This window comes from Pseudomonas sp. C5pp (genome assembly GCF_000814065.1).
In the GTDB taxonomy this organism is placed as follows: Bacteria; Pseudomonadota; Gammaproteobacteria; order Pseudomonadales; family Pseudomonadaceae; genus Aquipseudomonas; species Aquipseudomonas asiatica.
Genome location: NZ_JWLN01000006.1, coordinates 84,320 through 98,069 on the forward strand (window position 1 = coordinate 84,320; position 13,750 = coordinate 98,069).

Annotated in this window: 12 protein-coding genes; 6 read left to right on the forward strand and 6 right to left on the reverse strand. The window is 61.5% G+C overall.

Features of this window, described 5'->3' with window-relative positions; all coding sequences use genetic code 11:
- Window positions 1-2 precede the first annotated feature (2 nt).
- Window positions 3-1,031, reverse strand: a complete 1,029-nt coding sequence (locus tag RR51_RS06775) for an amino acid ABC transporter substrate-binding protein (protein WP_013974141.1) — start codon at window positions 1,029-1,031, stop codon at window positions 3-5.
- 331 nt (window positions 1,032-1,362) lie between these two features.
- On the opposite strand from RR51_RS06775, the gene RR51_RS06780 reads away from it, so the two are divergent.
- Together RR51_RS06780 and rhlB are read left to right on the forward strand one after the other, a co-directional pair.
- The gene (locus RR51_RS06780; protein ID WP_013974142.1) at window positions 1,363-2,019 is read left to right on the forward strand and encodes an alpha/beta hydrolase; all 657 of its coding nucleotides are present in this window, start codon (window positions 1,363-1,365) and stop codon (window positions 2,017-2,019) included.
- A 101-nt stretch (window positions 2,020-2,120) separates the two neighbouring features.
- A complete protein-coding gene (gene rhlB, locus RR51_RS06785; RefSeq protein ID WP_039613012.1) occupies window positions 2,121-3,584 on the forward strand; it encodes an ATP-dependent RNA helicase RhlB in 1,464 nt (487 codons plus the stop codon).
- A 128-nt stretch (window positions 3,585-3,712) separates the two neighbouring features.
- Here rhlB and moaE read toward each other — a convergent pair whose 3' ends face one another.
- From moaE to RR51_RS06810, 5 genes are all read right to left on the reverse strand, one after another.
- A complete protein-coding gene (moaE, locus tag RR51_RS06790) occupies window positions 3,713-4,159 on the reverse strand; it encodes a molybdopterin synthase catalytic subunit MoaE (RefSeq protein WP_039613013.1) in 447 nt (148 codons plus the stop codon).
- 2 nt (window positions 4,160-4,161) lie between these two features.
- Window positions 4,162-4,407, reverse strand: coding sequence for a molybdopterin converting factor subunit 1 (gene moaD / locus RR51_RS06795; protein WP_003251777.1), 246 nt, complete (start codon window positions 4,405-4,407; stop codon window positions 4,162-4,164).
- On the reverse strand, window positions 4,407-4,877 hold the full coding sequence (moaC, locus tag RR51_RS06800) for a cyclic pyranopterin monophosphate synthase MoaC (protein WP_013974145.1): 471 nt from the start codon (window positions 4,875-4,877) through the stop codon (window positions 4,407-4,409). Before moaC ends, moaD begins: the two co-directional genes overlap by 1 nt.
- A gap of 116 nt (window positions 4,878-4,993) precedes the next feature.
- Window positions 4,994-6,388, reverse strand: coding sequence for a PhoH family protein (locus RR51_RS06805; RefSeq protein ID WP_013974146.1), 1,395 nt, complete (start codon window positions 6,386-6,388; stop codon window positions 4,994-4,996).
- Window positions 6,389-6,753: 365 nt separating this feature from the next.
- Window positions 6,754-7,881 (reverse strand): polysaccharide deacetylase family protein, encoded by a 1,128-nt coding sequence (locus RR51_RS06810; protein ID WP_039613014.1) that lies wholly within the window; start codon window positions 7,879-7,881, stop codon window positions 6,754-6,756.
- Between the two features lie 137 nt (window positions 7,882-8,018).
- On the opposite strand from RR51_RS06810, the gene yaaA reads away from it, so the two are divergent.
- The 4 genes from yaaA (at window position 8,019) to RR51_RS06830 (ending at window position 13,739) form a co-directional block, all read left to right on the forward strand.
- Window positions 8,019-8,798 carry a peroxide stress protein YaaA gene (gene yaaA, locus RR51_RS06815; RefSeq protein WP_039613015.1) on the forward strand — a complete coding sequence of 260 codons (780 nt, stop codon included), beginning with the start codon at window positions 8,019-8,021 and terminating at the stop codon, window positions 8,796-8,798.
- Between the two features lie 866 nt (window positions 8,799-9,664).
- Complete coding sequence (locus tag RR51_RS06820) at window positions 9,665-10,981, forward strand: nucleotide sugar dehydrogenase (protein WP_003257136.1); 1,317 nt, start codon at window positions 9,665-9,667, stop codon at window positions 10,979-10,981.
- Window positions 10,982-11,054: 73 nt separating this feature from the next.
- On the forward strand, window positions 11,055-12,536 hold the full coding sequence (locus RR51_RS06825; protein ID WP_003257137.1) for a glycosyltransferase family 2 protein: 1,482 nt from the start codon (window positions 11,055-11,057) through the stop codon (window positions 12,534-12,536).
- 36 nt (window positions 12,537-12,572) lie between these two features.
- On the forward strand, window positions 12,573-13,739 hold the full coding sequence (locus tag RR51_RS06830; RefSeq protein ID WP_013974151.1) for an alginate biosynthesis protein Alg44: 1,167 nt from the start codon (window positions 12,573-12,575) through the stop codon (window positions 13,737-13,739).
- Window positions 13,740-13,750 lie beyond the last annotated feature (11 nt).

Below are 13,750 nucleotides of genomic sequence, written 5' to 3' on the forward strand. Positions count from 1 at the left end.
CATCAGCGCACAGGTGGCGCGTACTGGATGCCGCCGTTGTTCCACAGGGCGTTCATGCCACGGTCGATCTTCAGGTCGGTGCTCTGGCCCAGGTTCTTCTCGAACACTTCGCCGTAGTTACCGACTTGCTTCACGATTTGCACTACCCAGTCCTTGGGCAGCTTGAGGTCCTTGCCGTACTCGCCATCCGCGCCCAGCAGGCGGGCGACGTCCGGGTTCTTGGTGCTTTTGGCTTCGGCCTCGACATTCTTCGAGGTGATGCCCGCCTCTTCGGCGTTGAGCATGGCGAACAGGGTCCACTTGACGATGCTGAACCATTCTTCGTCGCCTTTACGCACCACCGGGCCCAGCGGTTCCTTGGAGATGGTTTCCGGCAGTACCACGTACTCGGTCGGCGCGGCCAGCTTGGAGCGCTGGGCGAACAACTGCGACTTGTCGGAGGTCAGCACGTCGCAACGGCCCGATTCCAGCGACTTGGCACTTTCATCCGAGGTGTCGAAGGTGATCGGGGTGTACTTCAGGCCATTGGCGCGGAAGTAGTCCGACACGTTCAGCTCGGTGGTGGTACCGGCCTGGATGCAGATGGTCGCGCCATCGAGTTCCTTAGCGCTGGATACACCCAGCTTTTTGTTGGCCAGGAAGCCAACGCCGTCGTAGTAGGTAACACCGGCGAATACCAGGCCCATGCCGGCATCACGCGAGCTGGTCCAGGTGGTGTTGCGCGACAGCACGTCGACTTCGCCCGACTGCAGGGCGGTGAAACGTTCCTTGGCGTTGAGCTGGCTGAACTTGACCTTGGTGGCGTCGCCGAACACGGCGGCGGCCACAGCGCGACACACGTCGGCGTCGATGCCAACGATCTTGCCCTGCGCATCAGGTACCGAGAAGCCTGGAAGACCGTCGCTCACGCCACACTGGACGAAGCCCTTCTTCTTTACCGCATCCAGGGTGGCGCCGGCCTGGGCGTTGCTCACGGCGCCCAGCGCGGCGGCAGCGGTCAGGACTGCCAGGGTGGTTTTCAACATCTTCATTCACAACCTCCAAATCGCTCTTGTTGTATCGAGCCGGAATTGCACCGCACCCTTTTGAGGCGTATCCGACCCGTATTGGCTTGTTATTGGGTCAATGGCGCAATGGACTGTTCTGTGACAGCCTTCGCGTGCAAAGGGTGTTACCGTCACGGCCTGCCCTTTGCATCATTGGGTGAATTGCAAAGCGCGTACCAAAATTTGCGGCTGTAGCGTTTAAGCGCTCGTCAAGTAGGGAAAGTTGTATCGTTGCGACATTCTTTTTCCGACAATCATTTCCAGCGCCTTCTTTTCACGCACGCCATAACAAGACCCGCACACTTTCGGAGCAGTCATGACCAACCCGCTGATTCTCGAACCGCAGAAAACCGCAGACGCTTGTGTGATCTGGTTGCACGGCCTGGGTGCCGACCGTTACGACTTCCTACCAGTGGCCGAATTCATGCAGGAACGCCTGCTCAGCACCCGTTTCGTCATGCCCCAGGCTCCCACCCGCCCGGTAACCATCAACGGCGGCTACGCCATGCCCAGCTGGTACGACATCAAGGCCATGACCCCGGCCCGCGCCATCGACGAGGCGCAGCTGGAGGAATCGGCCGAACAGGTCATTAGCCTGATCAAGGCCGAGCAGGCCAAAGGCATCAGCCTGTCGCGGATTTTCCTGGCTGGCTTTTCCCAGGGGGGCGCGGTGGTTCTGCACACTGCCTATATAAAGTGGCAAGAAGCGCTGGGTGGCGTGATCGCCTTGTCCACCTACGCCCCCACCTTCAACGACCAGCATCAGTTGAGCGCCTGCCAGCAACGCACCCCGGCCCTGTGCCTGCATGGTGTGCACGACCCGGTGGTGATCCCTTCCATGGGCCGCACCGCCTTCGAGTACCTCAATACCTGGGGCGTTGCCGCCCGCTGGCACGAATACCCGATGGAACACGAAGTGGTGGTGGAAGAGTTGAGCGACATCCACGACTGGCTGAGCAAGCAATTGCAATAAGCCAGGGCTGTCTGTAGTTGTAAGGCTATTCCACTACGCCGCGCCTGAATCTTGCATTACACTGCCCGGCGTACATTCCTTAACCAGTTGATGAGACGATCGTGCTCAAGGCACTCAAGAAAATTTTCGGCAAGGGAGACGCCGCGCCACAGGCCGTCGCTCCTGCTGCCAGCGTGACGCCGCCTGCGCCTGCGCCCGCCAGCGAGGCCCGGCCTGCGGAAAAACCGGCCGCACCACGCGCCACCCCCACTCCCCGGGCCGAACAGCCTGCCGCCGTTACGCCAGCCGCCGACAAGCCGGCCAAGGACAAACCGCGTCGCGAGCGCAAGCCCAAGCCGCAGGCCAGCCTGTGGAAACCGGAAGACTTCGTGGTCGAGCCACAGGAAGGCAAGACCCGCTTCCACGACTTCAAGCTGTCCAACGAACTGATGCATGCCATCCACGACCTGGGCTTCCCGTACTGCACGCCTATCCAGGCACAGGTGCTGGGTTACACCCTGCGCGGTCAGGACGCCATCGGCCGGGCCCAGACCGGTACCGGCAAGACTGCGGCGTTCCTGATCTCGATCATTTCCCAGCTGCAGCAGACGCCGCCGCCGAAGGAACGCTACATGGGCGAGCCACGTGCGCTGATCATCGCGCCCACCCGTGAGCTGGTGGTACAGATCGCCAAGGACGCCATCGCCCTGACCAAGTACACCGGCCTGAACGTGATGAGCTTCGTCGGCGGAATGGACTTCGACAAGCAGCTCAAGGCCCTGGAAGCGCGCCATTGCGACATACTGGTGGCCACTCCGGGGCGCCTGCTGGACTTCAACCAGCGCGGTGAGGTGCACCTGGACATGGTCGAAGTGATGGTGCTGGACGAAGCCGACCGCATGCTCGACATGGGCTTCATCCCCCAGGTGCGCCAGATCATTCGCCAGACGCCGCCGAAAAGCGAGCGCCAGACCCTGCTGTTCTCCGCCACCTTCACCGACGACGTGATGAACCTGGCCAAGCAGTGGACCACCAACCCGGCCATCGTCGAGATCGAGCCGGAGAACGTTGCCAGCGAAACGGTGGAGCAGCACGTCTATGCGGTGGCCGGCAGCGACAAGTACAAGCTGCTGTACAACCTGGTGACCCAGAACAAGTGGGAACGGGTGATGGTGTTCGCCAACCGCAAGGACGAAGTGCGGCGCATCGAGGAAAAACTGGTGCGCGACGGCATCAATGCCGCGCAGTTGTCGGGTGACGTGCCGCAGCACAAGCGTATCCGTACCCTGGAGAACTTCCGCGAAGGGCGCATCACCGTGCTGGTGGCCACCGACGTGGCGGGGCGTGGCATTCACATCGATGGCATCAGCCACGTGATCAACTTCACCCTGCCGGAAGACCCGGACGACTACGTGCACCGCATTGGCCGTACAGGCCGTGCGGGCACCAGTGGTGTGTCGATCAGCTTTGCCGGTGAGGATGACTCGTACCAGCTGCCAGCGATCGAAGAGCTGCTGGGGCGCAAGATCAAGTGTGAAATGCCGCCGGATGAGCTGCTGAAGCCGGTGCCGCGCAAGCATCATTGACCTGTGCCGGCCTCTTCGCGGGTAAACCCGCTCCCACAGGTACTGCACAGCTTTCAAAACCTGTGATGCACCTGTGGGAGCGGGTTCACCCGCGAACCGGGGCTTCGCCCCGGCCATCAAACAAGGATCTACCAGCGCTCCGCCGCATCCTGATCACTCTGTTTCCCTTCCACCCACCGTGCCCCTTCCTGGGTATTTTCCTTCTTCCAGAACGGCGCCCGCGTCTTCAGATAGTCCATGATGAAGTTGCAGGCATCGAACGCCGCCTGCCGATGGGCACTGGCCACGCCGACGAACACGATCGGCTCACCCGGCTCGAGCGCACCGATGCGGTGCAGCACCTCCACCTTGAGCAACGGCCAGCGCTGCTCTGCCTCCACCACGATCCTGGCCAAGGCCTTTTCGGTCATGCCCGGATAGTGCTCGAGGAACATCCCCGCCACCTCGCGGCCATCGTTGAAATCCCGCACGTAGCCGACAAAACCGACCACCGCGCCCACACCGACATTGGCCGCGTGCATGGCATTGGTCTCGGCTCCCGGGTCGAACGCACCTTCCTGGACTCGCACAGCCATGTTCAGCCTCCGGTCACCGGCGGGAAGAACGCCACTTCATCGCCCTCTTCCAGCGGCTCATCGAGCTTGCACAGTTCTTCGTTGCGCGCACACATCAGGTTCTGCTCGGCCAGCACTTCATACTGCCCACCCTTGGCCACCAAGGCCTGGCGCACATCGTCGAGCACCTTGAACGCACCCTCCACCCGCTCGGCATCCACGCCCAACAATTCGCGGTAACGGGCGAAGTACATCACCTTGACCTTCATCACGCCTCCACCTTGTAGTGGCCACTCTTGCCGCCAAGCTTTTCCAGCAGGCGCACCTGCTCGATGACCATACCTTTATCCACAGCCTTGCACATGTCATAGATCGTCAGCGCAGCCACGCTGGCGGCGGTCAGCGCCTCCATCTCCACGCCGGTCTGCCCGGCCAGCTTGCAGCGGGCGACGATACGCACGGCGTCCTGCCCCTCGGCACTCAGCTCGACCTTGACGCTGGTCAGCATCAGCGGGTGGCACAGCGGGATCAGTTCGCTGGTCTTCTTCGCCGCCTGGATCCCGGCAATGCGCGCCACGGCGAACACGTCGCCCTTGGGGTGTTCACCGTCGACGATCATCTGCAAGGTCTGCGGCAACATGCGCACCCGCGCCTCGGCGGTGGCCTCACGCTCGGTCACGGCCTTTTCAGTGACGTCGACCATGTTGGCCCGCCCCTGGGAATCAAGATGTGTCAGCACTGCTCTGCTCCTGTGAAGGGAACTCGCAGTGTAAACCTGTGAGTCAGGTTTGAGCAGAGGGGTGCGTCAACCGTGCCCGCGAAAAAGCCGGGCGGCGAACCGCCCGGCGGACAGGGTTACAAATGCGACTCGGCATACTCGGCCAGCACCGAGCGTGGCACGCCCTGCAAGGTGATGTGCACGCCATGGGGGAAGTCCTTGAAGCGCTCGGTCAGGTAGGTCAGGCCCGAGCTGGTCGCGGACAGGTAGGGGGTATCGATCTGCGCCAGGTTGCCCAGGCAGACCACCTTGGACCCGGAGCCGGCACGGGTGATGATGGTTTTCATCTGGTGCGGCGTCAGGTTCTGGCACTCGTCGATCAGGATCAGGCTCTGCTGGAAGCTACGGCCACGGATGTAGTTCAGCGACTTGAACTGTAACGGCACGCGCTCGAGGATGTACTCGACGCTGCCATGGGTGCTTTCGTCATCCATGTGCAAGGCTTCGAGGTTGTCGGTGATGGCGCCCAGCCAAGGTTCCATCTTCTCGGCCTCGGTGCCCGGCAGGAAGCCGATCTCCTGGTCCAGCCCCTGCACACTGCGGGTGGCGATGATGCGCCGGTAGCGCTTGCTTACCATGGTCTGTTCGATGGCTGCGGCCAGGGCAAGGATGGTCTTGCCGGAACCGGCGGCGCCGGTCAGGTTGACCAGGTGGATATCCGGGTCAAGCAGGGCGAACAACGCCAGGCTCTGGTGGATGTCCCGCGGTTTCAAGCCCCAGGCTTCCTGGTGCAGCAGCGGTTCCTGGTGCAGGTCCAGCAACAGCAGTTCGTCGTTGCGGATACCCTTGATCCAGCCTACGAAGCCCTGTTCATCGATGATGAACTCGTTGACGTGAACCGCCGGCAGGTTGTCGATCAATTGCACGCGGTGCCAGGTGCGGCCGCGCTCCTGGCGGGTATCGACCTTGCTCACCCGGTCCCAGAACGAGCCGGTGACCGAATGGTAGCCCTTGGACAGCAATGACACGTCATCGACCAGTTGGTCGGTGCTGTAGTCCTCGGCCGCGATGCCACAGGCACGTGCCTTCAGGCGCATGTTGATGTCTTTGGTGACCAGCACAACGTCCAGGTCGGTGCGCCGGGCCCGTACTTCGAGCAACTGGTTGATGATGATGTTGTCGTTGAGGTTTTCCGGCAGCAGCTTGTTCGGCTCGTTGCGCGGAGTCATCAGGATGGACAGGAAGCCCTTGGGCCCGCTCTTGCCACGCTGGATCGGCACGCCCTGCTCGACATCGCTGGGCGAGGCGTCACCAAGGGTCTGGTCGATCAAGCGAATGGCCTGGCGGCATTCGGCGGCGATGGTCTGTTTGCCGGTCTTGAGCTTGTCGAGTTCCTCCAGCACCGTCATCGGGATGGCGACATGGTGCTCCTCGAAGTTCAGTAACGCGTTGGGGTCGTGAATCAGGACGTTGGTATCGAGCACATACAGGATAGGCTTGCTGGAGGAAGGGTTGCGTCCTTGGTCATCCATACTCGGTCACCTTATGTCGAAGCCACACGGCGTGGTCTGTTACGCCGCAGAGTGACTGCCGCTGCCCCCGTATCCGCGTTGTTACGGGCGGGAAGCGAACCTGGCTAGGTGGGCCTGGATGACGCCACCTGTGCTGCAGGAATCGGCTGTCTGGTTTCTTCATACCGCAAAAATGATGACTAAAAAAAGTCTTTTTACGCGTAGGTGAAGTTTATTTTTCCAAATGACGAACAGGGGTTGGCGAGGGGGCGCGTGAGGACTACAGTCAAAAATCAGGCTGCCATTGCAGTAGCTATCGCCAGCAAGCCATGCACGGTACCTGTTGGAGCTGGCTTGCCGGCGATGGGCTGCGCAGCAGCCCCCTCTCACCCCCGGTTGGCATATCCCTGGCAATCTTCCCAACCAATCCCGCTCTGCGCCGTATTGCGCAACAACCACTCCACCGCCGGCTGCGCCCTGGGCAGGCTGTCATGGAACTGGATCACGCCCTTGCGCCACAGCAGCATCAAGGTCAGCACCCGCTGGGCAGAGGCCTCGGCGCTCAGTGCGCCATCATCCTGGGCATCAATGTCCCACAACGACACTTGCAACTGCTGGCTGGCCATGAACGCCTCGCCATCGGCCCGGCGCTGCCCGTAGGGCGGCCGAAACAACGGTACATACTGCTCCGGCAAGTCGGCCTGCACCCGAGCCTGGCTGCGCCGCAATGAATCCTGCCAGTCTGTCCACTGCGCATGGGAGCGGTACTCCCAACCCTGAATCCCCACGCAATGCCCACGATAGAGCTGGCGCAAGGCATCTGCCGCACCGGCGTCGCGGCGTTGCTGCAGGCGGTTGCCGAGCACGAAGAACGTGCCTTCAAGCTTTTGCCGGCGCAGATAATCAGCCAGCAGATCGGTACTGCCGCCATCCGGCCCGGGCCCGCCGACGAAGGTCAGCAGGAACATGCGGTCGTTCAGTTCATCCCCATTGCGCTCGCGTGAGGACAACCGCTCCACCTCGCTGCTGGTCTGTGGCAGCAACGCAGCCTTGCGCAGTTGTTCGTCCAGGTACCGCACATGGAACTGGTGGCTCGGCTCGATCCAGCCCGTGTAGAACGTGCCGACATCGGCAGCGAACGTCGCTGCCTGCGTGCGCAACTCCGCCATTGACGTAACCGGATAGCAGAACGACGCATCCTGCTCGCAACTGCGCTGCGCCTGTTGATAACCTTCCCACAACCGCTGCCACATGCGCGCCCGCACCAGGCGCACCTTCTGCAGGTTGACCTGCCGTAGCCCCAAGCGTGCCGCCAGCGCCGCGTCGTCCAGCAGTTCGCTTTCGTGCAGCACCTGGGCGAACGAGAGGATCTCGGCTCGCGAGGCCACATCGAACAACGCCGGGCTGTCCAGTTTTTCGGGCCACAGGCTGCGGTCCAGGCTTACCTGGGTTGAAGGGGCGGCTTGCACGGCCAGGCTCAGCAGAGCGGCCAGCAAGGCAAAGGCAATACGCACGGTTGAAGGCTCCGCAACGGCGAAACGCGCACTATAGCCTCTGCACCGACCATGGTCTGTGACTATCGTCGCCATAGTTTGGACTTGCACCGCCCAGCCCGTAGAATTCCCGGCCAACGATGCCAGGAGCCGACCCGATGCTGACGGTGATTTCACCCGCCAAGACCCTCGACTACGACACCCCGCCGGTGACCGAGCGTTTCACCCTGCCCCAGTACCTGGACGACTCTCAGGAGCTGATCCGGCAGTTGCGCGATCTGTCGCCAGCGCAGATCAGCGAACTGATGCACCTGTCCGACAAGCTCGCCGGCCTGAATGCCGCGCGCTTCGGCAGCTGGACCCCGGACTTCACCCCGGCCAATGCCAAGCAAGCGCTGCTGGCGTTCAAGGGTGACGTGTATACCGGCCTCGACGCCGAAAGCCTGGGCGAGGACGATTTCAGCTATGCCCAGCAGCACTTGCGCATGCTTTCGGGCCTGTATGGCCTGCTGCGCCCGCTCGACCTGATGCAACCTTACCGCCTGGAAATGGGCACCAAGCTGGCCAACGCCCGGGGTAAGGACCTGTACGCTTTCTGGGGCACACGCATCAGCGAATGGCTGAACCAGGCCTTGGCCGAACAGGGCGATGACGTGCTGCTGAACCTGGCCAGCAACGAGTATTTCAGCGCGGTGAAACGCAGTGCGCTCAAGGCCCGGGTGATCAACGTCGACTTCAAGGACCTGAAGAACGGCCAATACAAGATCATCAGCTTCTACGCCAAGAAAGCCCGCGGCATGATGAGCCGCTTCGTGATCCAGCAGCGCATCAGCGACCCGGAGCAGCTCAAGCAGTTCGATGTGCAGGGGTACTACTACAGTGCCGAACAGTCGAAGCCGGACCACCTGGTGTTCCTGCGGGATCATCCTTCCGAGTGATCCTGTCACGCCCCCTTCGCGGCTAAAGCCGCTCCCACATGTACTTCACTGAACTCAAGATCAGTGCAAAACCTGTGGGAGCGGCTTTAGCCGCGAAGAGGCCAGCAGCCATTACGCACCTCCCCTGCACCGCAACAGGGCACGCTTCATATCGCCATCACGCCACAAATCCGACGCCAAAAAAACGACACACCGCAACTTATAGCCAAGCGCCATAAGACCGTTCGTAGCTTTTTTGACGAATTTTTCAAAATATTTTTCGATGCTGGCATAAAAATATCTCGCAACAGTTTCGCCCTTTATATATCGGGGCAAAACCACCGAGTGCTATCAGATTGAAATTGTCCGCCACTGAAAAAATATTTAGAAATCTTTCATCCGCGCCGAACCCACCCCGGAACTTCTGCTACGACGAATCGCTCATAGTGCCGTAACGATTTTCCTGCCCCTGGGCTGTGAGAGATGACTTACAGATGACAACGGCAGGTATCCACTACCCGCCCCAACAACTTCGACAGGTATGACGGGAACCCCCGAAAACCCTGTCCATGCAGGAGAGACGCGTCCCTTACAATTCGTCCTAGTGGTTGATTTCAAAGGATTTTTCCACTTGAAAAAACAAGCACAGCAAAGCGCCATGTAGCGCATTGCAATAAAGACGGCTGCATTCCAGGGCACGTTTTTTAATTAATGGCTTTTTACTGCCACATTTGAGTGCATAACTTTTTGCGCTCCGGATTTATTTTGCCTGCGCTCGGCGAAGTGTGCATTTCGCCATGGATCCGTGCGCCCGAAAACTGTTGTTAATCAACCCAGTCCGGCTCTCTCCGGAGGTGCCGACGTGATAAACACATGAGGTGATAGCGATGCGTATCAGCATCTTTGGTTTGGGTTATGTAGGTGCGGTCTGTGCAGGCTGCCTGACGGCGCGAGGCCATGAAGTGATCGGTGTGGACGTGTCCAGCACCAAGATCGACCTGATCAATCAGGGCAAGTCGCCCATCGTCGAACCTGGCCTGGAAGCACTGCTGCAACAGGGCATCGCCAACGGCCGCCTGCGCGGTACTACCGATTTCGCCGAAGCCATCCGTGCCAGCGACGTATCGATGATCTGCGTGGGTACCCCAAGCAAGAAGAACGGCGACCTGGGCCTTGAGTACATCGAATCGGTGTGCCGCGAAATCGGCTACGTGCTGCGTGACAGCGAGCGCCGCCACACCATCGTGGTACGCAGCACCGTGCTGCCGGGCACCGTGAAGAACGTGGTGATCCCGATCCTCGAAGACTGCTCGGGCAAGAAAGCCGGCGTCGACTTCGGCGTTGCGGTCAACCCGGAATTCCTGCGTGAAAGCACCGCGATCAAGGACTACGACCAGCCACCGATGACCGTCATCGGCGAACTGGACAGCGCCAGCGGCGACATCTTGCAGGCCCTGTACGAAGAGCTCGACGCACCGATCATCCGCAAGCCGATCGAAGTGGCCGAGATGATCAAGTACACCTGCAACGTGTGGCACGCCACCAAGGTCACCTTCGCCAACGAGATCGGCAACATCGCCAAGGCCGTAGGCGTGGATGGCCGTGACGTGATGGACGTGGTCTGCCAGGACAAAGTGCTGAACCTGTCCCAGTACTACATGCGCCCTGGCTTCGCCTTCGGCGGCTCGTGCCTGCCCAAGGATGTGCGCGCCCTCACCTATCGCGCCGCCAGCCTCGATGTACGCGCACCGCTGCTCGACTCGCTGATGCGCAGCAACGAATCGCAGGTGCAGAACGCCTTCGAGCTGATCGAAGCCCACGACAAGCGCAAGGTCGCCCTGCTCGGTCTGAGCTTCAAGGCCGGCACCGACGACCTTCGTGAAAGCCCGCTGGTGGAACTGGCCGAACGCCTGATCGGCAAGGGCTACCAGCTGGATATCTACGACGAGAACGTCCAGTACGCCCGCGTACACGGCGCCAACAAGGACTACATCGAGTCGAAGATCCCGCACGTGTCGTCGCTGCTCAACGCCGACTTCCAGAAGGTGATCGACAACGCCGACATCATCGTCCTGGGCAACCGTGACGAGCAGTTCCGTGCACTGGCCCAGCAAGCGCCGGCCGGCAAGCACGTGATCGACCTGGTCGGTTTCATGAGCAAACCGACCTGCGCCACCAGCCGCACCGAAGGCATCTGCTGGTAAGTGCTGGCCGGGCAGCGGGGGCCTCCCCACCCCCGCTGCCCACCTTTTCCCGAATTCTCGACGGATGCTGAACATGCAAAGGATCCAGACAGTGCTGTTGCAGTGCGCCGGTTGGCTGCTCTACATGAGTCTGCTCATGCTGATCGCCCTGGCCCTGCCAGCCGATATCTTCGACTCGCAGTCGAAGCACTTCATCTTCCTGGTCGGCGCAGTCGGCATCTGGCGCTATTCCATGGGCGCCACCCATTTCATCCGCGGCATGATCTTCCTCTACGGCGTATACCCGTACCTGCGCCGCAAGGTTCAGAAAATGGGCAAGGACGCCGACCCGTCCCACGTGTACCTGATGGTGACCAGCTTCCGCATCGAAGCACTCACCACCGCCCAGGTGTACAGCTCGGTGATCCGCGAGGCGATCAACTGTGGCTTCCCCACCACCGTGGTCTGTTCGCTGGTGGAGATGTCGGACGAACTGCTGGTGAAAAGCCTGTGGGCCAAATACAACCCGCCAGCCCACGTGAAGCTGGACATCGTGCGCATCGCCGGTACCGGCAAGCGTGACGGCCTGGCCTACGGTTTCCGTGCGATCTCGCGCATGCTGCCGGACGAGAACGCCGTGGTGGCGGTAATCGACGGTGACACCGTGCTGGGCGATGGCGTGGTACGCAAGACCGTGCCGTGGTTCAAGCTGTTCCCCAACGTCGGCGGCCTGACTACCAACGAGTTCTGCGAAGTGCGTGGCGGCTACATCATGAGCGAGTGGCACAAGCTGCGCTTCGCCCAGCGCCACATCAACATGTGCTCGATGGCCCTGTCCAAGCGCGTGCTGACCATGACCGGACGCATGTCGATGTTCCGCGCCAGCGTGGTGACCAACCCCGAGTTCATCGCCGACGTCGAAAGCGACTCGCTGATGCACTGGCGCCTGGGCCGCTTCAAGTTCCTCACCGGTGACGACAAGTCCAGCTGGTTCAGCCTGATGCGCCTGGGCTACGACACCTTCTACGTGCCGGACGCCGCCATCAACACGGTCGAGCACCCGCCGGAGAAGAGCTTCCTCAAGGCCAGCCGCAAGCTGATGTACCGCTGGTACGGCAACAACCTGCGGCAGAACTCCCGCGCGCTTGGCCTGGGCCTGCGCCGCCTGGGGCTGTTCACCAGCATCGTGCTGTTCGACCAGCGCGTGTCGATGTGGACCAGCCTGCTGGGCCTGACCGTGGCGGTGATCGCCAGCCTCAAGTTCGGCCTGGGCTTCCTGCTGGTGTACCTGCTGTGGATCGGCATCACCCGCCTGATCCTCACCATCATGCTGCTGTGCTCCGGCCACAACGTAGGCCCGGCCTACCCGCTGATTCTCTATTACAACCAGATCATCGGCGCGCTGATGAAGATCTACGTGTTCTTCCGCCTCGACAAGCAGTCCTGGACGCGTCAGCCCACTGCCCTCAAGCGTGACCTCGCCAGCTTTCAACAATGGTTCAACACCTGGTCCTCGCGGACCATGACCTTCTCGGCTGCCAGCATCTTCGTTGCTGTGCTGTTCATGGTCGTGTGAGCCCAACCCGGATCGGAACTAACAGGAACAAACCACATGAATACCGCCGTGAACGTCAACGTCGTGCATGAGTCCGAAGCCCAGCGCCAGCATGCCCGGGTACGCATCCCCGCCAAGCTGCGGTTCCTCGACCCTCAGCGCCAGGCCCACGATGTGAAGGTCGACGACCTCTCCGCCGGTGGCCTGAGTTTCCACACCAAGCAACAACTGTCGGTTGGCGACGTGCTCCGCGGGCGGCTGCAGTTCACGGTCGACAACCTCGGCCTGTCGATGGACATCGAGTTCCAGGTGCGCTCCTACAATCCGGGCAGTGGCCGTACCGGCGCGCAGTTCCAGAACCTCGAGCTCCGCGACATCGCCACGCTGCGCCACATCATCACCTCGCACCTGTCGGGTGAGCTGATCACTGCCGGCGATGTGCTCAGCACCCTGCAGCGCGACAACTTCACCAAGGCGCGCAAGCAGAAGGACGGCGGTGCCGGCCTGAGCGCGTTCGGCCGTCTCAAGGCGGTCACCGTCACCCTCGGCGTGTTCGTGGTCGGTGTCGCCGCCTTCGGCTTCATCGCCAAGTCGCTGTACGGCATGTACTTCGTCAGCCATGCCGAAGCCGGCGTGGTCGCAGTGCCCACCACCAACGTCACCATGCCGCGCGACGGCACCGTGAACAGCCTGGTCGAAAGCGGTGGGCAGATCGCCAAGGGCGCGCCACTGGCCAGTTTCACCACCAGCATGCTGGACATGCTCAAGGGCAACCTGGAAGACGCACAGCTGGAGCCGGCGAAGATCGAGGAACTGTTCGGCAAGCAGCTGTCCGGCACCCTCACCAGCCCGTGTGATTGCGTGGTTGCCCGCCAGCTGGTGGACAACGGCCAGTACGCCGCCAAGGGCCAGCCGATCTTCCAGCTGATCCCGCGCACCACCAACCCGATGGTCGAGGCGCGCTTCACCTACCGCCAGTTCGACGAGGTCAAGCCAGGCACCCGCGTCAACTTCCAGGTAGCCGGCGAAGACGAAGTGCGTACCGGCCAGATCGTCAGCAGCGCCAGCCTCAACAGCGAAGACCTGGCCGCCGACATCCGCGTGCAGATCAAGCCTGACAGCGCACTGCCCGCCGAACTCGCCGGTCGCCCGGCTTCGGTCAACAGCGACCGTGGCCCATCGCTGAACTGGCTGATCGACAAAGCCATGGCCCGTGGGCTGTAAGAGGACCACAA

Bases quoted from the DNA above. Each gene is read 5' to 3' on its own strand.
- RR51_RS06780 (WP_013974142.1), top strand. From the start codon at position 1,363: ATGACCAACCCGCTGATTCTCGAACCGCAGAAAACCGCAGACGCTTGT.
- RR51_RS06775 (WP_013974141.1), bottom strand. From the start codon at position 1,031: ATGAAGATGTTGAAAACCACCCTGGCAGTCCTGACCGCTGCCGCCGCG.
- RR51_RS06820 (WP_003257136.1), top strand. From the start codon at position 9,665: ATGCGTATCAGCATCTTTGGTTTGGGTTATGTAGGTGCGGTCTGTGCA.
- RR51_RS06830 (WP_013974151.1), top strand. From the start codon at position 12,573: ATGAATACCGCCGTGAACGTCAACGTCGTGCATGAGTCCGAAGCCCAG.
- yaaA (WP_039613015.1), top strand. From the start codon at position 8,019: ATGCTGACGGTGATTTCACCCGCCAAGACCCTCGACTACGACACCCCG.
- RR51_RS06805 (WP_013974146.1), bottom strand. From the start codon at position 6,388: ATGGATGACCAAGGACGCAACCCTTCCTCCAGCAAGCCTATCCTGTAT.
- moaE (WP_039613013.1), bottom strand. From the start codon at position 4,159: ATGGCTGTGCGAGTCCAGGAAGGTGCGTTCGACCCGGGAGCCGAGACC.
- RR51_RS06825 (WP_003257137.1), top strand. From the start codon at position 11,055: ATGCAAAGGATCCAGACAGTGCTGTTGCAGTGCGCCGGTTGGCTGCTC.
- moaD (WP_003251777.1), bottom strand. From the start codon at position 4,407: ATGAAGGTCAAGGTGATGTACTTCGCCCGTTACCGCGAATTGTTGGGC.